Source organism: Kitasatospora phosalacinea, assembly GCF_000716545.1.
Taxonomy (GTDB): Bacteria; Actinomycetota; Actinomycetes; order Streptomycetales; family Streptomycetaceae; genus Kitasatospora; species Kitasatospora phosalacinea.
The window spans coordinates 1-19674 of record NZ_JNWZ01000045.1; the positions used below are offsets into that span (position 1 = coordinate 1).

Here is a 19674-nt window from a genome sequence, read left to right on the forward strand (position 1 = left end):
CGCCCCGACCCGCCCCATCCCGCCCCACGGAGGCCCTCATGTCCCGACAGCAGCGCGAAGCCCTGGACGCCGCGCTCCGCTCCGCCCCGCGCAGTGAGACCCCGCCGTCCCCCGAGGAGCAGCGCGCCGGTTTCGCCGCGGCCGTCGGCCGCCCCGCGCCGGAGGGCGTGACCACCCGCCGGACCGTCCTGGGCGGACGTCCGACGTTGGAACTGGAGCCGGCCGAAGCCTCGGGCCCCGGCCGCCTGCTCTACCTGCACGGCGGCGGCTACGTCATCGGCACGCCGGACACCCACGCGGGCCTGGTCGGCGAACTGGCCCGCCGCGCCGGGCTGCCCGCGACGTCGGTGGACTACCGGCTGGCGCCCGAGCACCCCTTCCCCGCGGCCGTCGACGACGGGCTCGCGGCCTACCGCGAGCTGTTGGCCTCGGGCACCGACCCCCGGGAGCTCGTCCTGGCCGGTGACTCCGCCGGCGGCGGGCTGGTCATCGCCACGCTGCTCGCCGCCCGGGAGGCCGGACTGCCGCTGCCGACCGCGGTGGTGGTCTTCTCCCCCTGGGTCGACCTCACCGTCACCGGAGGAAGCGTCCGCTCCAAGAAGGACGCCGACCCCCTCTTCGTCGAGGCCGACCTGCACGCCTACGCCGACCACTACCTCGGCGCGGGCGACCGGGCGCACCCCCTGGCCAGCCCGCTGTTCGCCGACCTCACCGGCCTGCCCCCGCTCCTCGTCCAGGTCGGCGCGAACGAACTGCTCCTCGACGACGCGGTCCGGCTGGCCGGACGCGCGGGCGCCGACGGCGTCGAGGTCACGCTCGAAGTCGCCCCCGAGCTCCCCCACGTCTTCCAGCACCAGTACGACCGCCTCGACGAAGCGGACGCCGCACTCGACCGCGCCGCCCGCTTCCTCACCGCCCACCTGAACGCCGCGCGCCTCGAACCGGCCCGCTGAGCGCCGGCCGGGCCCTGCCGGGCCCTGCCGGGCGGTGACCGGTCCGGTCCGGGCGCCGCCGGGCAGGCCAAGTGCCTCGTGGTCGGCGGAGAGCGGCGGTCAGCCGGACGAGGCCGGGCGCGTCGGGTGCGTCGGGTGCGCCAGATGTGCCAGTGCCGTCGCGACGTTCCGGGGCAGGTCGGCCACGCTGTCCAGCACCAGGCGCTCGTCGGTCCACGGGGCGAATCCGGCGCGCTGTCGCTCCACCGACTCCCAGTCCGGCTCGGGGAACCCCGCGATCGACCGGGACCGGCCTTCGAGCCGCCGCCGGTGCACCGCCGGGTCCGAGCACACCACCTCGACGAACGCCACCGGCACCCCGCGACGGAGCGCCAGCGACCGCCACTGCGTCCGGGCCGCCGCCACCGCGTTGACCGCGTCCACGATCACGGTCTGTCCGAGCGCCAGCACCCCGTCGGCCACGGCCTCCGCCACGACGTAGGCGGCCAGGCCGGTCGGCTCGCTCCGGGCCACCCCCGCCCGCCACATCGCCGCCTCGATCGGATCCACCGACACCACCGGAGCGCCCAGCCGCCGCCCCAACTCCTCGGCCACCGCGCTCTTCCCCGCCCCGGGCAGCCCCGCCATCACGATCAGCACGCGCCCAGCCTCGCACGCGCCCGGCATCGCCCGTGCCCGTCCGCGACACCGCGCACCGCCTGAACTCCCCTGCGGAGCAAGCGGAGCAAGCGGAGCAAGCGGGGCAAGCGGGGCAAGCGGGGCAAGCAGGCCGGGCCACGACGCGTCAGCCGGACCCCCCCTCGGCGGCGACCGGGGCCGCCCCGGAGGCAGAGCGGGGCCTTTTCTCGTTCCGGCCCCGTCACTCTCCGATCCGCCACCCGCTCCTCCACCTCCTCGGCTGCGAGGAGCGGATCGTTCACGCGGATGGCGGCACGCGCGCAGTCGGCGGTCTGCAACAGGCCCGGCACCAGCGTCGGGGCGTACCGGCAGATCTTCCCGGCCCGGACCTCAAGCCCTGCGACCCGCCCGGCCCCGAAGACCCGGTCGAACCGTTCCGAGCAGTCCTGCCGCGGGTTCCGGGTCGCGCCCTCCACCTGGCCGGTGTGCCCGGCGGAGCAGTAGACCATCGCGCCCAGCTGTTCCCGGGTGAGCCCGTGCGAGAGGCGGTACCTGCGCAGTTCTTCCCCGCAGAAGTCGATCGGGGAGGTGCGGGGACCGGACTTCTTCCCGGGGCTGTTCTTCTCGGGGCTGACCGCGCGTCACGTCCGTTTCCGCACATCCGCTTTGCTTTGCGGTCCTGCCTGTTCGGAGTAGCGATCCGTGCCGATGCTGAAGGTGGAAGTCCGGATTCGAGGGCATGGAGCGGCGATGGCGGAGATGGCACAGACGGAGCACGAGACGGCGCGACTGCGCGCCCACCGGGTGGAGGCGGAGGGCGCGGCGGACGCCGTGGAGACGGCGTGGCGGCTCGCGGGGCTGCCGTCCGAGCCGAGCGTGATGCCGGTGACGAGCGGTCGCGGGCTGGACGCCGGTGCGCACGTCTCGCTCGGGGGGTGCAGTGCGGCCACGGCCCGGGCCCTGGCCGACGTGCTCACCGAGTACGCCCGGCTGACCGGGCGGCTGATCGACGGCGGGTCGCAGCGGATCCTGGCCCGGGTGCTCGCCGGGCACGGTGTCCGTCCCGTCCTGCCCGGTGACGGAGCGTACGTGGTGGCAAGGGAGTCGAGCGCGTGAGCACCGAGCAGTGGGAGCCCAGGGAGGGCCGCTGTGCCCACGACCGGCGCACCGGCGAGGACGTCCGGGTGATGGCGGTGCACAGTTGCGGCGTGTTCGTCCGCAACCTGCGCGACGGCCGGGAGAGCGTCACCACCCTCGCCGAACTCGACCCGCCCCGGCGCCCGGAGGCGGACCGGTGAGCGACGACACCGCCGACCGCTCCTGGGCCGGGGCCAACCGGCTGGCCGAACTGATCGGCACCGAAGTCCGCGTCACCGTGAGCGGTGACAGCGTCCACGTCATGCTCGAACTCCCGTCCGGGGCGGGGGATTCCCACCACCTCGAAGTGCTCACCGTGCTCCGCGCCGCCGACCGCTTCGGCCACCGCCGCACCGCCGACGGCGTCGAACAGCTCTGGGCCACCTACTTCCGCCCGGAGGGGGGCGGAGGCTGACGGGCGGGTCGGCCGGGCGAGGTGCCCCCCGGGGGAGGGGCGCGGCGTCCCGGGTAGGAGAGTGGTGGCGGTGGCCCGCCGGGGGCCGCGCGGGCGAGGAGGGCGGACATGGCGGTGAGCGGGGTGCCGGAGGTGCCGGCGGCGGGGGAGGCGCGGGAGGGTGCCGGCGGCGGGCGGGTGGTGTGGCTGCTGTGGGTGGTGGCGGCCGTCGCGTACGCCGTCGACGTGGTGAGCAAGGTGGCGGTGGTCGCGCGGATCGAAGGGCGGACGGCCGTTCCGGTGATCGGGAACTGGCTGGAGCTGCGGGTGCAGCGCAACTCCGGGGCGGCCTTCGAGGTCGGGGAGGCGGCGACCATCGTCTTCACGGTGATCGCCACGGCCGTCGTCGTCGCCGTCGTCCGGATGTCGCGCCGGCTGGTCAGCACCCCCTGGGCGGTCTCGCTGGGCCTGCTGCTGGGCGGGGCGCTCGGCAACCTGACGGACCGGGTCTTCCGGGCCCCCGGCGGTCTGCAGGGCGCGGTGGTCGACTTCATCGCCGTCCGCGACTTCAGCGTGATGAACCTCGCCGACTGGGCGATCACCTGCGGCTGCGGCCTGGCCGTCCTGCTCTCCTTCCGGGGCGTGCCGCTGGGCGCCGCCGCCGCCGGTTCCACCACCGCGTAGTGCGCCCCGGCCGGGCGGTGGGAGATTTGCCTCCTGGGCAAAGAGGTTCTTGAAACGTCAACAGTCTGTTTAGGATCCTTGGATCGAGTACCGCCTGATCAGGGAGCCTGAGCATGTCCGCCACCTCGAACGCCGCCACCCTGGGACGTCGCGCGTGGCACGCGATGCGGGCCGGAAGCTTTGCCATGGGGGCACTGCTGGTCCTGGTCGCGGTCGGCGTGGCCCTGCACCAGCCGGTGCTGATCCCGCCCCTGGCGGCCAGCGCGGCACTGGTGCACGGCGCGCCCGGCCTGCCCATCTCGCAGCCGCGCAACCTGGTCGGCGGCCAGCTGCTGTCCGCCGCCGTGGGCTTCGCGGTGCTCGCGGCCGCCGGCCCCGGCCCCTGGGCGGCGGCGGTCGCGGGCGGGCTGGCCCTGGTGGCGATGCTGATCGCGCACGTGCCGCACTCGCCCGCGGCGGCGACCGCGGTGATCGTGGTGCTGCAGTCCCCGCGCCCGGCGGTGTTCCTCCCGCTGCTGGCCCTGGCCACGGCCGTCCTGGTGCTGTTCGGCCTCCTGCCGCACCGGGTCGGCGGCCATCCGGTGCGGTACCCCGTCGCGTGGTGAGGGGCCGGCGGCGGCGCCGTCAGCGGCGGGACCCGGCGGACGGGGGAGCGGTCGGGAGGCAGGGCAGTCCGGCGTCGACCACGGTGGGGCCGGCGGCGGCCCCGGGGGAGTCGTGGGGACGCTCCTCGGCGGGGAGCTCGGCCCAGACGACCTTGCCGTGCGGGGAGGTGCGGTAGTAGCCCCAGCGGGAGGAGAGCTCGCCGACCAGTTGCAGACCGCGGCCGCCGGTCGCTTCGGGGCCGGCGGGGCGGGGGCGGGGCGGACGGGGGTCCTGGTCGCCGACCTGGACCAGCAGGGAGCCGTCGTGCAGGACCAGGGAGAGGGTGAAGCCGTCCGGGCCGCAGCGGGCCCGGACCGCGTTGGTGGCCAGCTCGGAGACCACCAGCCGGGCGGCGTCCGAGAGTTCCACCCTGGCCCGCCAGCACTCCAGCACCTGCGCGGTGTGGCGGCGGGCCCCGGCGACCGATTCGAGGGTGCTGTCGAGCGTCAACAGGCTGAGGTGCGGCCGACTCCGGTGCATCGCGGGCCTCCCGGCAGGGTGCGGACGGGCACCCGCCGACGGCAGGAGACGACCCGTGTCCACCACCAGCCTGCGCCGACGCGCCGACGGCCCGCCACGGCCGGAAGTCCCCGGGGCGCGGGTACTTCGGGACGGACGGGCCGGTCGGAGGTGAGTGGCGGCGTCGACCGGCAGGCGGTCGGCCGGGCGGGCTCAGCCGCGCCGGGGCTCCCAGCGCAGCAGCCGGCGGGAGAGCGCCGCGGCCGCGGCCAGCCAGACGGCGAGCAGCAGCAGCGACGGCCCGGCGGACGTCCAGCCGTGCAGCAGGTCGAGCTCCCGCAGCGGGCCGCCGGCCCAGGTCTCCGCGCCGAACTCGCGGCCGAACCAGGCCGTCCGCAGCCCCCGGACCACCGGGGAGAGCGGCAACGCCCCGGACGGCCCGCGCAGCCAGTCCGGCAGGCCGGCGACCGGGGTGAACACGCCCGCGCCGAACATGCACAGCACCAGGACCGGCGTCGCCACCAGCGGCGCCGACTCGGTGGACGGCGTCACCCCGGACAGGGCCACCGCCAGCACCGAGAACAGCAGGTAGCCGCCGAGCAGGACCAGCAGCAGCAGCGCCGGATCGGCCGGCAGCGGCGCGCCGAACCAGACCACCGCGACACCCCCCAGCACCAGCGCCTGGATCAGCACCACCACCCCGCCCGCGCCCAACTGCCCGGCGAAGACCGCGCTCGGCGGGCACTCGGTGCCGCGCAGCCGCTTCAGCACCAGCTCCTCGCGGCGCGCCACCACGCCGCCCAGCAGGTTGACGAACGAGGTGACCAGGGCCAGCCCGAGCAGCCCCACCGCCACGTACCCGGCGGCGTTCACCCCGCCGATCTCCTTGTCGCGCAGCGGCGCGGCGATCACCAGGTTGAGCAGCACCGGCAGCAGGAACCCGATGAAGGTGGAGCGCCGGTTGCGCCAGAACACCTTCCAGGACAGGGCGAACTGCCCCTTGGCGTACGTGAACCAGCTCATCGGGACGCTCCCGTCGGGGTGGGTGAGTGGCGGTCGGCGAGGTCGAGGAAGACGTCCTCCAGCGAGCCGGAGCGCACCTCCAGGCCGTCCAGTTCGAGGTGCCGGGACGCCGCCCAGGCGTGCAGCGCGGCCAGCGCGGGCGCCGAGCGGGGCACCCGGTAGACCGCCCGGCCGTCCGCCAGCGAGGGCGCGGCACCGAGCAGTTCGGGCAGTGCGGCGAGCTCGTGGCCGGGCGGCAGCGGCAGCGAGATCAGGTCGCCCCGGCCGGACAGCACCTCGGCGACGGTGCCGGCGGCGGCGATCACGCCCCGGTCCATGATGGCCACCCGGTCGGCCAACTGCTGGGCCTCCTCCAGGTAGTGGGTGGTCAGCACCACCGTGGTGCCGTCCGCCCGCAGCTCCTCCACCAGCCGCCAGGTGGCGCGCCGGGCCTCCGGGTCCATGCCGGTGGTCGGCTCGTCCAGGAACAGCAGCTCCGGCTCGTTCAGCACCGCCAGTGCCAGGTCCAGGCGGCGGCGCTCGCCGCCGGACAGCTGGCCGACCCGGGTGCCGGCCCGCGCCTCCAGCGCGACCTTCGCCAGCACCTCGGCGGTCGGCCGGGCCCGGCTGGTGAAGGCGCGCCAGCAGTCGACCGTCTCCTTGACGGTCAACTCCTTGAAGAAGCCGCCCTCCTGGAGCATCACGCCGGTGCGCCGGCGGACCTTCGACCCGGCCGTGAACGGGTCCAGCCCGAAGATCCGGACGCGCCCCGAGGTCGGCGGGTGGTAGCCCTCCAGCACCTCCAGGGTGGTGGTCTTGCCCGCGCCGTTGGTGCCGAGCAGGGCGAAGAGTTCGCCGCGGGCGATGGAGAAGGAGATGCCGCGCACCGCCTCGTAGTCTCCGTAGGAACGCCGCAGATCCACTACCTCCACGGCCGGGAATTTCTCGGAAAGAGGTGTCATGCATGCAGCGTGACGCGTCCGGCAGTAGAACGGCAAGTAGCGCATCGTCGCAGGTCAGAACATGTGCAAAATGTCATCTCGGACGGTGACATTTACGCCCCTGGGAATCTGACATCTCCTACTGCACAGGTTTTCGGGAGTCGGTCATAGTTGAGACATCGCCGAGAGCGGAACCGGGGAAAGCGAAAGCCGGCCCGGGAAAGCGAAAGGCGGGAAAAGGGTAAACCGAGGCGACCGACCCGGGAAGCGGGCCGGAGCCGCGAAACGAGAGGGAGATTCCCATGGCGCAGAACGAGATCAACAAGGACGAGCAGTTCGACATCGAGGTCGAGGAGCTGGACACCGTCAACGGCGGCGTCTCCGTCTCCTCCCTGCTCTCCGCCGCCTGCCCGGTGTCGAGCTTCAGCTCGGTGTCGAACTCCGTCGCCGAGGTCTCGGCCGAGTAATTCGGGTCCTGTGCGGGGGTGGTCCGCTCTCCGGCGGCCCACCCCCGCACCCCGCTCCGGCACCGACACCCCAGCCGAAACGCCAGATCGAAGGAGAGCCGGGCATGGACAGCCTCCGGCACGAGCTGACGCGGTTCATCCAGCAGCCCGCCGCTCAGCAGGACCCACCCGCGCTCTACCGCCGGCTGCTGGCCGAGGCGCCCGTCCTGGACCTCGGCCCGCTCTACGTGGTCTCCGGCCACCAGGAGATCCTCACCGTCCTGATGAACCCGGGCACCAACGTCGACCCGACCACCGTCGGACTGCCCAGGGCCGGCAACACCGCACTGCTCAAGGTGGTCAACCGGATGCTGCCGATGCGCGACGGCGCCGACCACACCCGGCTCAAGCGGCTCGCCACCGCCGCGTTCAGCCACCGCAGGCTGGAGCAGATGCGCGAGCGGATCGAGACCACCGCCGCCCGGCTGCTCGCCCCGCTGATCGCGGCCGGCTCCTTCGAACTCGTCGCCGACCTGGCCGTCCCGCTGCCGGTCGCCGTCTCCTGCGCCATCCTCGACGTCCCCGACTCCGAGCAGGGCCGGATCACCGGCTGGGCGGGCCTGGTCGCCCGCGCGATGCTCGACCCGTTCGGCACCGGCCCCGAAGCCGCCGAACTGGACGCCGAGTTCGCCGAATTCCACGCCTACGTCGAGGAGTTGTGCGCCGAGCGGGCCGCCGCCCCGGGCGACGACCTGATCAGCCGGCTGACCGTCGCGCGCGGCGAGGGCCGGCTCGACACCGAGGAACTGCTCGCCTTCGTGGTGATGCTGCTCGCCAACGGACTGGAGACGCTCACCTCCGGACTTGCCGTCGCCGCCTGGGAGTTGATCCGCACCCCCGGCCTGGCCGCCCGGGTGCGCGAGCGGCCCGCGCTGGCCGACGCCGTGTTCGACGAGGCCCAGCGGCTCGGCAGCCCCGTGCGCGCCAGTGCCCGGGCACTGACCCGCGAGGTCGCGCTCGGCGACACCGTCATCCCGGCCGGCAGCGTCGCCATGCTGCTGTACGCCGCCGCCAACCGGGATCCGCGCCGCTTCGCGAACCCCGACCGCTTCGACCCCGACCGCCCCGAGCGCCAGCACCTCGCCTTCGGCCACGGCCCGCACCACTGCCTGGGCGCCCCGCTCTCCCTGATCGCCGGCTCCGCCGTCCTGCGCGGCCTCGCCGAGGCCGACGCGGTACGGGAGTTGAGCACCACCCTGACCGAGTCCACCGCCCGCCTGAACGAGCAGTTCGCCTTCGGCGGGGTGCGCGAACTGCCGGTGGCCTGCCCGCCGCGGACCGCGCCGACGGCCGCACCGGCGCCCGACCTGATGGAGGTGGCGGCATGAGCACCGTGACCGGACCCGGGCAGGACACCGGGACGCGGCCCGGACCGGACGCCGGGACGCGGCCCGGACCGGACGCCGGGGCGCGGCGGGAGAGCACCGCCGTCGCCGCCGCGCGGGCCGCCGCCGTGCTGGAACCCGGACTCGACCAGCCCGTGCGGCTGATCGGGGCCCGGCTGTGGCTGGCCGGCGCCGCCCTGGTGCTGGCCGTCGGCGCGGGCGCGAGCTGGGCGGTGTGGGGCAAGCTCCCGCACACCATGACCGTGCACGCCGTCGCCGCGCACGGGGACGCCCCCGTCCGGGTGGCCGCCGAACGCGCGGGCAGCGTCGTCGAGTTCGAGGTGCGCCCCGGCGACCGGGTGGCGGCCGGACAGGTGCTGGCGCTGATCGGCGACGGCACCGGCACCACCCGGCTGACCGCCCCCGAGGCCGGCACCGTGAGCGCCCTGCTGGCCGCCCCCGGCGCCCGACTCGCGCCCGGCACGCCCGTGCTGGCGCTGGACGCGGCCGCCGCGCCGGCCACCGTCCGGCTGCTGCTGGACAACCCGCAGGACGCGGCGAAGCTCGCCCCCGGCCTGCCCCTGCTCGTCCCGGCGCCCGGCGGGGGAGCGGTGCGCGCCGTCGTCGACCGCGTCGAGGCGCTGCCCGTCCGCGCCGACTCGCTCGACGGCACCCTGCCGGTCGCCGTCCCCGGGCTGCCCGCCGGCGGCGCCCCCGTCTGGGTGGCGTACGCCCGGCTCCCGCGGGGCGTCGTGCCGGACGGCCCGCTGGCGCTGGACGTCCGGGTCGACCTCGGCAGCCGGCACCCGTACCAGGCGGTCCTCGGACGGGAGGCCAAGCGATGAAGCCGACCCGGACCGCCACCGTCGAGCCGCCCGCCACCGAACCGCGCACCGCCGGCGGCGGCGGGCCGAAGAGCGCGGACCCGAAGCCCGGAACCCCCCGGAGGGCGCCGAAGAGGCGCACCCACCTGCGCACGCCCGTGGTGCCGCAGATGGAGGAACAGGACTGCGGGGCGGCCTGCCTCGCCGTGGTGCTCGGCGCGTTCGGGCGGCGGGTGACGCTGAACGAGGCGTCCCGCGCCTGCGGGGTCAGCCGGGACGGGGTCAGCGCGGCCGCCGTTGCCCGCGCCGCCGGACGGTACGGGCTGCTGGCCCGCGGCCGCCGGGTGGTGCGCCGCGAGGACGAGCGGCTGCAGGGCCTCGACGCCGTGCCGGTGCCGTCCATGGTGCTGGTCACCGGCCCGCACTTCGCCGTCTTCGAAGGCGTCAAGCGCGGCCGGGTGCACGTCAACGACCCCTCGCTGGGCTCCTACTCGGCCACCCCGGCCGAGTTCTGGGAGTCGTTCGCCGGCATCGCCGTCGGCTTCGAACGCGGCCCCGACTTCGAACGCGGCGGCCGCCGCTTCCCGCTGCTGCGCTCGCTGACCGCCCGGATGCGGCCGTACGCCTGGCCGATGCTGGTCGCGGTGCTGGTCGGCATGGTGATGACGGTGCCCGGCGTGGCCTCCGCGTTCCTGCTGCGCACCTACCTGGCCACCGTGGTGAACGGCGGCGCGAGCGGCTGGGCGCTGCCGCTGACCCTGGCCGGGGCCGCCGTCACCGGGCTCGTGCTGGCCGGGAACTGGCTGCGCTCCGCGATGGTCAACCGGGTGCTGGAGGCGATGGCCGCCCGCTCCTCGGCGGCCTTCCTGTGGCGGATGCTGCGGCTGCCCGGCGCGTTCTTCCACCGCCGCCAGCTCGGCGGCCTGGTCACCCGCGTCCAGCTCAACGACGGCCTGGCCAACCTGCTCTCCTACCGGGTGGCCGGCGCCGCCTCCTCGTTGGCCGCCGCCGCCGTCCACCTGGGCGCGCTGCTCTGGCTGGCCCCGAAGCTCGCCGCGATCCCGGTCGCCGTCGCGGTGCTGGACGCGCTCGCACTGCGCTCCGCGGACCGGCGGCGCGGCGGCACGATCCACCGGCTGCACGCCGAGGGCCACAAGCGCGACGGCGTCGCCTTCGCCGGGGTGTCGGCGATCGAGACGGTCAAGGCCGAGGGCGCGGAGGACGCGCTGTTCCGCTCCTGGGCCGGCTGGCAGGCCCGCGCCGCGCACACCGGGCAGCAGGTCGCCCGCACCGTCCTGGTGCCGCTCTCGCTGCCCGGCGCGCTCAACTCCGCCGCCGCGGCCGCCGCCGTGATCGCCGGAACCGCCCTGCTGCTGGCCGGCTCGCTCTCCTTCGGCACCCTGCTGGCCTTCCTGCTGCTGCTCAACGGCTTCCTCCTACCGGTCTCCCAACTGGTTGGCACCGGTGCCGAGTTCACCGTCGCCCGGGCGCAGAACGCGCTGCTGGAGGACATCGAGACCAGCGAGGTCGACCCGTACCTCACCCCCGTCCTGGACGCCCCCGCCGAACCCGTCCGGCTGCGCGGCGAACTCGAACTGCGCGACCTGGAGTTCGGCTACGACCCCAACCGGCCGCCCGCCCTCACCGGGATCTCGCTGCGGATCGCCCCCGGTGAATGGGTCGCCGTGGTCGGCGGCAGCGGCAGCGGCAAGTCCACCCTGGCCCGGCTCGCGGCCGGCGTGCTGCGCCCTTGGAAGGGCGAGGTGCTGCTCGACGGGCGCCCCCGCGACGACTGGCACCGCGCCGTCGTCACCGGCCAGGTCGCCTACGTGGAACAGCAGTTGCGCCTCTTCGAGGGCACCGTCCGGGAGAACCTGACGCTCTGGGACCCCTCGGTCGGCGAGGACGCCCTGAGCCGGGCCCTGGCCGACGCCGAAGCCGCCGAACTGGTCCGCCGCCGCGGCGGGCTGGACGCCCGGATCGACGAGGACGCCCGCAACTGGTCCGGCGGCGAGCGCCAACGCATCGAGATCGCCCGGGCGTTGGCCCTCGACCCGGCCCTGGTCGTGCTCGACGAGGCCACCAGTGCCCTGGACGCCCACACCGAGGCCGCCGTCAACGCCCACCTGCGCCGCCGAGGTGTCAGCTGCCTCGTCCTGGCCCACCGACTGAGCACCATCCAGGCGGCCGACCGGGTCGTGGTGATCCGGTCCGGTCGGATCGTCCAGCAGGGCCCGCCCGCCGAACTCGCCGAACAGGACGGCCCCTACCGGGAGCTGCTGCGCGAGACGGCCGCCGCCGAAGCCGCTCAGACCACCCAGACCACCCAGACCACCCAGACCACCCAGGACCAGCCCGTCCGGACGGAGGAGCAGGCATGAGCACCGTCACCGCCGCCCCCGAGGGCGGGACACGGACTGCCGCGGAGGACGAGGAGCGCGGCCCGGCGACCCGGGCCGACGCCACCGCGGCCGCCAACCGCACCGCACTCGCGGGCGCGTTGGCCGAGTTGGGCACCGCCGCCGGTCGTCCGCACACCTCCCCGCGCCCCGGCGGCACCACGCCGGCAGCGCCGCGCCACCGCGCGGACCAGGCGCGGGAGGTGCTGCGGGCACTGGGCGTGCCGGTGCCCGAACAGGTCCCCGCCGCGGTGCGGGACGCCGCCGACCCGGTGACGGCGCTGCTGCGCCGGGCCGGAGTGCGCTGGCGCCCGGTCACCCTGGCCGGCGGGGACGAGACCGGCACGGCCGGGCCGATGGTGGCGTTCGCCGCCGAGGACGGCCGGCCGATCGCCCTGATTCCCCGGGCCGGGCGGCACCGCCGCCACGACCCGGACTCCGGACGGGCTGCCACCCGTGCGGAGTTGAGCCGCCAGGCGCTGCTGCTGTACCCGCCGCTGCCGCCGGGGTGCCCGACCCCGGTCGACCTGCTGCGCTTCGCCCTCGCCGTGCCCGGTGCCCGCCGGGACCTGGCGGTGCTGAGCGGGGCCGGTCTGGTGTCGGCGCTGCTCGGCCTGCTCGTCCCGCTGTCCACCGGAGTACTGCTGCCCGGCCTGCTGCTGGCCGAACGGCACCCGGTGCGCTGGCTGGCCGTGCTGCTGGGCTCCGCGGTGGTGGCGTCCTGGCTGCTCACGCTCGTCCGCAACACCGCCGCCGTCCGGCTCACCAGCCGGGTGCAGCACGCGCTCGAACCCGCCGTCTGGGACCGGCTGCTGGCCCAGGACGCCAGGTTCTTCCGCGACTACACCACGGGTGACCTGGTGCACCGGGCGAACGCGGTGGCGCAGGCCCGGCAGGCCCTCTCGGAGGTGCTGGTGGGCGCCGTGCTCGGCGCGGTGTTCGCCGTCACCGGGCTGACCGTCCTGCTGCTGGTGGACTGGCGGCTCGGCGGGCTGCTGCTGCTCGCCGTGCTGGCGGTGACGGCCGCGCTGCTGCTGCTCGGCCGTCGCCGCCAGGAGCACGAGTCGCGGGTCTACCAGGCGCACGGGCAGTTGCAGGGCGTGCTGTACGGGCTGCTGCTGGGCATCGACAAGATCCAGACCGCCGGCCGGGAGATCCAGGCCTTCGCCCGCTGGGCCGTCCCGTTCGCCGGGCAGAAACGCGCCGACGCCGCCGCGATGCGCAGCGAGGCACTCTCCGGCGCGCTCACCACCGCGCTCCAACCGCTGCTGCTGGCCGTCCTGCTGGCGGGGGCGACGTTCGGCTCGGCCGCCGAGGCCGGGCACCTGATGGCCGCCGGCGTGGCGGCCGGCCAGGTCGCCCTGGCGCTGGGCCAGGTCACCCACGCCGCGGCCGGCGCGTACGGCGTCGCCCCGGTGCTGGAGCGGCTGCGGCCGATCCTCGCCGAGCCGGCCGTGAACGCCGCCGAACGGGCCGGGCAGCTCGCCGACCCGGGCCGCCTCGTGGGGCGGCTCGCCCTGGAGAACGTGGTGTTCCGCTACCCGGGCAGCGCGCTGCCCGCCCTGGACGGGGTGTCGCTGCGCGCCGAGCCGGGCGAGTTCGTCGCCGTGGTCGGTCCGTCCGGCGCCGGCAAGTCCACCCTGATCCGGCTGCTGCTCGGCTTCGAGCGGCCCGAGTCCGGCGCGATCCGCTACGACGGCCGCGAACTCGCCGGCCTGGACGCCCGGTTGGTCCGCCGACAGCTCGGCTCGGTGCTCCAGCACGGCCGGATGCTGCGCGGCTCGCTGCTGGAGAACCTGGCCGGCGCCGACCCGGACGTCACCGAGGACCGGATCTGGCACGCCGCCGAACTCGCCGGGATCGCCGACGAGTTGCGCGCCCTGCCGATGGGCCTGGGCACCCGGGTCGGCGAGGACGCGCAGGGCTTCTCCGGCGGCCAGGTGCAACGCCTGCTGCTGGCCCGCGCCCTGGTCCGCGACCCGGCCGTGCTGCTGCTCGACGAAGCCACCTCCGCCCTCGACAACGCCACCCAGCAGCGGGTCGCCGACGCCGTCGCCGGCCTCGACCGCACCCGCCTGGTGATCGCCCACCGACTGAGCACCATCCGCACCGCCGACCGGATCTGCGTGCTGGACGGAGGACGGGTGTCCGCCGAGGGCACCTACCGCGAACTGCTCGGCACCGACCCGCTGTTCACCCGCCTCGCCCGCTTCCAGGAGATGTGAGATGTCGCTCGACGTTCAGACCTGGCTCCGCACCGCCGGAACCCCGGGCCACGCGGCCCCGACGACCGCCCTGCTGCCCGGCCTGCCCGGCGCCGACGAGCGGCTGCACGCCGTGATCGCCGCCGCGGCCGGCTTCGAGGAACGCGCCGCCGCCAGTGACGACGGGCAGGCCCTGTTCGCCCCCGACCAGCGCGAGGACCGGCGCAGCCGCGCCGCCGCCGTCGAGACCTGGCTGCGCCGCGCGGCGGGCGACCAGCGCTCCGCCGGGGTGCTGCTCGACCACCTCGCCGAGACCGGCCGCCCGCTCGGCGAGGGCCTGCGCCGGGTCCGCCTGGCCGACCCGGCCAAGCTGCCCTCCTGGGCGTACCCGCTGGCGGTGTTCCTGCGCGCCCAGAGCGAGACCCCCGCCACCGGCCCGGGCGCGGTCGCGGCCGGCTTCCGGGCCGCCGCCGACGCCCTGCTGCCCGCCGGGGACGGCTCGGTGCTGGGCGTCCCGGTCACCGCGAAGGGCCGCGCCGACGTGGTCTCCACCCTCGCCGGACGGCTGGTCGAGGTCGCCAACCTCACCCTGTGCCAGGAGTTCCAGCTCGCCACCGGCCGCCCCCGGGCCACCTCCTGGGACGCCGAGGGCGGCCCGGACGCCTCCGTCGCGGGCTGGCTGGCCCGGCTGGAGCGGCTGCCCGCGCTCGCCTACCTGATCGGCACCGTCTGCCGGCAGTGGCAGGAGATGTACACCGAGATGTTCGCCCGGCTCTCCGCCGACCGGGCGAGCCTGGTCGAGGAGATGTGGGGCGGCGCCGACCCGGGCGCGCTCGACTCCGTGCACGGCGACGCCGGCGACCGGCACGCCCAGGGCCGCTCGGTGGCGCTGCTGCGCTTCGAGAGCGGGGCCGGCGTGGTCTACAAGCCCAAGGACATGCGGCACGCCACCGCCTTCCTCGGCCTGGTCGAGCGCCTCAACCGCGAACTCTCGCTCGACCTGCCGCTGCGCACCGTGCTGATCCGCTCCGACCGGGGCGACGACGGCCACGGCGCCTCGCTCAGCACCGACTGCTCCGGCGACTACGGCTGGGAGGAGCTCGTCCCGTCCCGCCCCTGCGCCGACCGCGCGGGCTTCGCCCGGTTCTACCGCCGCCTGGGCATGACCATCCGGCTGGTGCAGCTGCTGGAGGGCCGCGACCTGTGGGCCGACAACCTGCTGGCCGACGGCGAGCACCCCGTCCTGATCGACCTGGAGTGCCTGCTCTACCCGCGGGTCCAGGCCCCGCCGGTGCTGACGGAAGGCCAGCGCGGCCTGCTGGACGAACTGGAGACCACCGTGGTGCGCACCGCGATGGCCTTCCAGGCGTGGACCCCGGCCGGACGCACCGACGCCCTCGACATCGGCTGCCTGTCCCGGGTCGGCAGCCTGGAGACCGCCCCCGGCGTGCCCGCCCTGCCGCTGCCCGCCTACCGCCCGGTGCACGACGGGCAGCCGGCCGACCCGTGGCAGTACACCGAGGAGGTGGTCGACGGCTACCGCGAGATGCACGCGGCACTGCACCGGCTGCGCGGCGAACTCGCCGACCCCGAAGGCCCGCTGAGCGGATTCCGGGGCATCTGGGTGCGCTACATCTGGCGCCACACCTGGGACGGCTACAAGATCCTGCGGGCCTCCACCAGCCCGTTCGCCCTGGACGACGGCGCGACCCGGGAGACCGTCATCGCCGGGGCGCTGCGCGGCGCCGTCACCGCCCGCGCGGGCGACGCCGCCCGCGGCGACCTGCTGGAGGTGGTGCTCGCCGAACTCGACTCCTTCCGCTCCTTCGACATCCCGTTCTTCCGCTCGCTGACCACCTCCTCCTCGGTGTTCACCGCCGACGGCCGGGAGATCCCCGGGCACTTCCAGTCCACCGGCTGGCAGCGCCTCCAGCAGCGGGTCGCCGAACTCGACGGCTTCGACCTGGAGGGGCACGTCGCGGTGCTGTCCGGCTGCACGGACGCCGCCCGGGCCGGCACCGAGCAGCCCCCGGCGAAGCCGGTCCGGCCGCTGCGCGCGGCCGAGCCGCCCACCCCCGGCGAGCTGCTGTCCGTCGCCACGGCGCTCGGCGACCGCATCCTCGCCGACCGGCGCCCCACGGGCTGGCTCGGCCAGAGCTGGTACCCGGGCACCGGCCTGCGGCAGGTCGAGGCGCTCGGCCCCGACCTGACCTCCGGCACCCTCGGCATCGCCCTGCTGCTCGCCGAACTCTGGTCCGCCACCGGCGAACCCCGCTTCCACCGGGCCGCGCACGGTCTGCTCACCGAGGCCGCCGCGCTGATCGACCCGCGGGAGCCGATGGCCTTCGCGTTCGCCGGCGACTCCCGGCTGGCCTCCGGCGCACCCGTCCCCGGCGGCTTCTTCGGCCCCGGCGCGATCATCCACGGCCTGGCCCGCGGCGGCCTGCTGCTCGGCGAGCCCGGCTTCCTCGCCGCCGCCCAGGCCCTCGTCCCCGGCGCCATGACGGTCGCCGAGTCCGCCTCCAACCGGCCCGGCCGCCCGGTGAAGATCCCGCACGCCGACGTCCCGCTCGGCACCGCGGGACTGCTGCTCAACCTGCTGCGCCTGCGCCGCGCCGCCGGCGGCGGCCACGCCGACACCGACCAGGCGATCCGCGTCCTGGCCGCCGGGGCGCTCGACCGGCTCACCGACGAGCACACCCCGTTCGACTTCCTGCAACTCGTCCCCGGCGGCACCGACTCGATCGCCGCCGCTCTCGCCCGCACCCTCGCCGAAGCCCCCGCCCTGCTCGCCGACCCCGAATCCGTCCGGGCCCGGCTGCACGCCCACCGCTTCGACACCGCCACCCGCTCCGGCCGCCTCGCCTGCCTCGACGCCGCCGTCTCGCTCGGCGCCGACGCCGTCGACCAGGCCGACCTCGGCGCCCTCGCCCCGCCCGTCACCGGCCCCGAACTCGCCGCCCTCACCGGCCGCGCCCTGCTCTCCGCCGCCACCGAGGCGCTCACCGCCGCCGAGGCCGGACTCGTCCACACGCTGCCCGAAGACGCCGAGGCCCTGCTGGACGGCCCGTTCTACGACGGCCGCGAGGCCGCCGCCCTGATGGTCCGCGAACTGCTCACCCGCCACCGCCTGCACGGCACCTGGTTCCCGGACCGGGCCGCGCACGACGCCGTCAACCTCGGCGCGCTGGACGGCACCGTCGCCGTCGGCCTGCTGCTGCTGCGCCTGCACGACGCCTCCGCCGCCCCGCTCGCCACCCTGCGCTGACCGCGCGCCGCTTCGAGGAGTACCCGCCATGTCCGAACTCATCGGTTTCAAGCGCCACTTCACCCCGTACGTGGTCGACGGCGAGGCCGTCTACCTGGTCTCCGAGCGCGGCGTCTCGGTGGTCGACGGCAGGCTCGCCCAGGCCCTCGCCCCGCTGCTGGACGGCACCCGCACCACCGAGCAGATCGGCGCCGCCCTGGAGGGCGTCGTCCCCGCCGACCGGCTCCGGGCGGGTGTCGACAAGCTGCGGGCCGGCGGCTGGGTCACCGCCGCCGACCCGGCCACCGACCGCCCCGGCGCGGCCTTCTTCGAGATGGCCGGACAGGACGGCGACGCCGCGATGGCCGCGCTGCGCAGCGCCACCGTCCGGGTCGAGGTCCACGGCGACATCGACACCGCGCCGTTCCTGGCCGCGCTGGCCGCCGCCGGCGTCACCGTCGACCAGGACGCCGAGTTCACCGTCGCGCTCACCGAGGACTACCTGCACCCCGGCCTGGCCGAACGCAACCGGCAGGCGCTCGCCGACGGCCGCCCCTGGCTGCTGGCCCGCCCGGTCGGCTCGATCGTCTGGGTCGGCCCGGTGTTCGAACCGGACGCCGGGGGCACCGGAGGCTCCGGCTGCTGGGAGTGCCTGGCGCACCGGCTCTCCGCCAACCGGCAGTCGCTCAGCTACCTGCAGCACCGCCTCGGCCAGGACGAGCCGATCTCCACCGCCGGCGCCCACCTGCCCGCCACCCTGGCGCTCGGCACCCAGCTCGCCGCCCTGGAGACCGCCAAGTGGCTGGCCGGCGCCCGCCCGCCGCGGCCCGCCGTCACCACCCTGGACACCGTGCTGCTGGAGAGCGAGAAGCACGTCCTGGTGCGCCGTCCGCAGTGCCCGTCCTGCGGCGACGACTCGATGGTCTCCAGGCGCCAACTCGCGCCCGTCGCCTTCGAGTCCCGCCCCAAGGCGTTCACCGCCGACGGCGGCCACCGCTCCGCCTCGCCCGAGGACATGCTGGAGAAGTACCGCCCCCAGCTCAGCCCGATCACCGGCGTGGTCACCACCCTCGTCCCCGCCGCCCGCACCCCCACCGGCCTGCGGGTCTACGTCTCCGGGCAGAACCTGTCCCGGCAGAGCGGCGACCTCAGGCAGCTGCGCACCGGTCTGCGCTCGGTCTCCTGCGGCAAGGGCCGCACCGACGTGCAGGCCCGGGCCTCCGCGCTCGGCGAGGCCATGGAGCGCTTCTCCGGCGTCTTCCAGGGCGACGAGGCCCGCCGCACCGCGACCTTCGCCGAACTCGGCGACGCCGCGATCCACCCCGAGCGCACCCTGCTCTACTCCGCGAAGCAGTACGCCGAGCGCGACCGCTGGAACGTCAAGCAGTCGATGTTCAACGTCGTCCCCGTCCCGTTCCGCGAGGACGACCCGATCGAGTGGTCCCCGGCCTGGTCGCTGACCGAGCGGCGCCACCGCTGGCTGCCCACCCAGGCGATGTACTACGGCTACCGGCACAGCGGCCGGTTCTACGCCGCGGGCGACTCCAACGGCTGCGCGGCCGGCACCTCCTTCGAGGACGCCGTGCTCCAGGGCTTCCTGGAACTCGTCGAACGGGACGCCGTCGCGCTGTGGTGGTACAACCGCGTCCAGCGCCCCGCCGTCGACCTGGACGCCTTCGGCGACCCGTACGTCGACCAGCTCCGCGAGGTCTACCGCGGCCTGCGCCGGGAGATCTGGGCGCTCGACCTGACCGCCGACTTCGGCATCCCCGTCGTCGGCGCGTTCTCCCGCCGGACGGACGCGGGGAGCGACGGCACCAACGAGGACGTGCTGATCGCCTTCGGCGCCCACCTCGACCCGCACATCGCGCTCACCCGCGCGCTGACCGAGATGAACCAGTTCCTCGGCCCGGTCGCCGGGGACGAGCACGGCCGGGTCAGCTACGCGGGCGCCGACCCCGAGCAGAAGGCCTGGTGGACCACCGCCACCGTCGCCAACCAGCCCTACCTGCTGCCCGACCCGAACGCCCCGCGCTCCACCCCGGCCAGCTGGCTCCCGCTGGCCGGCGCCGACCTCGCCGACGACCTCGCGCTCGTCCAGCGGATCGTCGAGGACCGCGGGATGGAGTTCCTGGTCGCCGACCAGACCCGCCCCGACGTGGGGCTGCCCGTCGCCCGGGTGATCGTCCCCGGCATGCGGCACTTCTGGGCCAGGTTCGCGCCCGGCCGGCTCTACGACGTCCCGGTCCGGCTCGGTTGGCTGGACACCCCGACCCCGGAGAGCGAGCTCAACCCGATCCCCATCTTCATCTGACCGACGCGCGGGGCAGCCGGGC

General features: G+C 75.6%; 18 protein-coding genes. 13 read left to right on the forward strand and 5 right to left on the reverse strand.

From position 1 onward, the window contains the following. The first annotated feature begins 38 nt into the window (after positions 1 to 38). Positions 39 to 953 (forward strand): alpha/beta hydrolase, encoded by a 915-nt coding sequence (locus OO48_RS22150; protein WP_033219007.1) that lies wholly within the window; start codon positions 39 to 41, stop codon positions 951 to 953. Positions 954 to 1052: 99 nt separating this feature from the next. On the opposite strand, the gene OO48_RS22155 is transcribed toward OO48_RS22150, so the two are convergent. Further along, positions 1053 to 1592 (reverse strand): P-loop nucleotide/nucleoside kinase family protein, encoded by a 540-nt coding sequence (locus OO48_RS22155; RefSeq protein ID WP_033219099.1) that lies wholly within the window; start codon positions 1590 to 1592, stop codon positions 1053 to 1055. Continuing rightward, a complete protein-coding gene (locus tag OO48_RS41220) occupies positions 1586 to 2152 on the reverse strand; it encodes a Scr1 family TA system antitoxin-like transcriptional regulator (RefSeq protein ID WP_425338572.1) in 567 nt (188 codons plus the stop codon). The genes OO48_RS22155 and OO48_RS41220 overlap by 7 nt, the downstream gene beginning before the upstream one ends. Positions 2153 to 2321: 169 nt before the next feature. Between OO48_RS41220 and OO48_RS22165 the strand changes: the two genes are divergently transcribed. From OO48_RS22165 to OO48_RS22185, 5 genes are all read left to right on the forward strand, one after another. Continuing rightward, positions 2322 to 2687 (forward strand): hypothetical protein, encoded by a 366-nt coding sequence (locus OO48_RS22165; protein ID WP_033219009.1) that lies wholly within the window; start codon positions 2322 to 2324, stop codon positions 2685 to 2687. Next, entirely contained in the window at positions 2684 to 2869 is a 186-nt protein-coding gene (locus OO48_RS22170; protein WP_033219011.1) for a hypothetical protein, read from the forward strand. Before OO48_RS22165 ends, OO48_RS22170 begins: the two co-directional genes overlap by 4 nt. Continuing rightward, positions 2866 to 3123, forward strand: a complete 258-nt coding sequence (locus OO48_RS22175) for a hypothetical protein (RefSeq protein ID WP_033219013.1) — start codon at positions 2866 to 2868, stop codon at positions 3121 to 3123. Before OO48_RS22170 ends, OO48_RS22175 begins: the two co-directional genes overlap by 4 nt. A 108-nt stretch (positions 3124 to 3231) precedes the next feature. Continuing rightward, complete coding sequence (locus OO48_RS22180; protein WP_081952289.1) at positions 3232 to 3786, forward strand: signal peptidase II; 555 nt, start codon at positions 3232 to 3234, stop codon at positions 3784 to 3786. A gap of 113 nt (positions 3787 to 3899) precedes the next feature. Next, the gene (locus tag OO48_RS22185) at positions 3900 to 4391 is read left to right on the forward strand and encodes an HPP family protein (RefSeq protein ID WP_033219015.1); all 492 of its coding nucleotides are present in this window, start codon (positions 3900 to 3902) and stop codon (positions 4389 to 4391) included. Between the two features lie 19 nt (positions 4392 to 4410). On the opposite strand, the gene OO48_RS22190 is transcribed toward OO48_RS22185, so the two are convergent. The 3 genes from OO48_RS22190 to OO48_RS22200 all read right to left on the reverse strand — a co-directional run bounded on the left by OO48_RS22190 (position 4411) and on the right by OO48_RS22200 (position 6854). Next, positions 4411 to 4911: an ATP-binding protein gene (locus tag OO48_RS22190; RefSeq protein WP_051732477.1), complete on the reverse strand. Its 501-nt coding sequence runs from the start codon at positions 4909 to 4911 to the stop codon at positions 4411 to 4413. Positions 4912 to 5103: 192 nt separating this feature from the next. Further along, positions 5104 to 5913 (reverse strand): ABC transporter permease, encoded by an 810-nt coding sequence (locus tag OO48_RS22195; RefSeq protein ID WP_033219018.1) that lies wholly within the window; start codon positions 5911 to 5913, stop codon positions 5104 to 5106. Then, positions 5910 to 6854, reverse strand: a complete 945-nt coding sequence (locus tag OO48_RS22200; RefSeq protein ID WP_033219019.1) for an ABC transporter ATP-binding protein — start codon at positions 6852 to 6854, stop codon at positions 5910 to 5912. The genes OO48_RS22195 and OO48_RS22200 overlap by 4 nt, the downstream gene beginning before the upstream one ends. A 281-nt stretch (positions 6855 to 7135) precedes the next feature. Here OO48_RS22200 and OO48_RS38465 point away from each other — a divergent pair, with 281 nt between their 5' ends. The 7 genes from OO48_RS38465 (at position 7136) to OO48_RS22230 (ending at position 19652) form a co-directional block, all read left to right on the forward strand. After that, the gene (locus OO48_RS38465) at positions 7136 to 7300 is read left to right on the forward strand and encodes a hypothetical protein (RefSeq protein WP_157845508.1); all 165 of its coding nucleotides are present in this window, start codon (positions 7136 to 7138) and stop codon (positions 7298 to 7300) included. A gap of 104 nt (positions 7301 to 7404) precedes the next feature. Beyond that, positions 7405 to 8667, forward strand: a complete 1263-nt coding sequence (locus OO48_RS22205; protein ID WP_033219021.1) for a cytochrome P450 — start codon at positions 7405 to 7407, stop codon at positions 8665 to 8667. Then, a complete protein-coding gene (locus OO48_RS22210; RefSeq protein WP_033219023.1) occupies positions 8664 to 9509 on the forward strand; it encodes an acyl-CoA carboxylase biotin carboxyl carrier protein subunit in 846 nt (281 codons plus the stop codon). The genes OO48_RS22205 and OO48_RS22210 overlap by 4 nt, the downstream gene beginning before the upstream one ends. Then, positions 9506 to 11869: an ATP-binding cassette domain-containing protein gene (locus OO48_RS22215; protein WP_051732479.1), complete on the forward strand. Its 2364-nt coding sequence runs from the start codon at positions 9506 to 9508 to the stop codon at positions 11867 to 11869. Before OO48_RS22210 ends, OO48_RS22215 begins: the two co-directional genes overlap by 4 nt. Continuing rightward, entirely contained in the window at positions 11866 to 14112 is a 2247-nt protein-coding gene (locus OO48_RS22220) for an ATP-binding cassette domain-containing protein (RefSeq protein WP_051732481.1), read from the forward strand. Before OO48_RS22215 ends, OO48_RS22220 begins: the two co-directional genes overlap by 4 nt. A 1-nt stretch (position 14113) precedes the next feature. Beyond that, on the forward strand, positions 14114 to 17359 hold the full coding sequence (locus OO48_RS22225; RefSeq protein WP_033219024.1) for a type 2 lanthipeptide synthetase LanM: 3246 nt from the start codon (positions 14114 to 14116) through the stop codon (positions 17357 to 17359). Between the two features lie 28 nt (positions 17360 to 17387). Continuing rightward, complete coding sequence (locus OO48_RS22230) at positions 17388 to 19652, forward strand: TOMM precursor leader peptide-binding protein (RefSeq protein WP_051732482.1); 2265 nt, start codon at positions 17388 to 17390, stop codon at positions 19650 to 19652. Positions 19653 to 19674 lie beyond the last annotated feature (22 nt).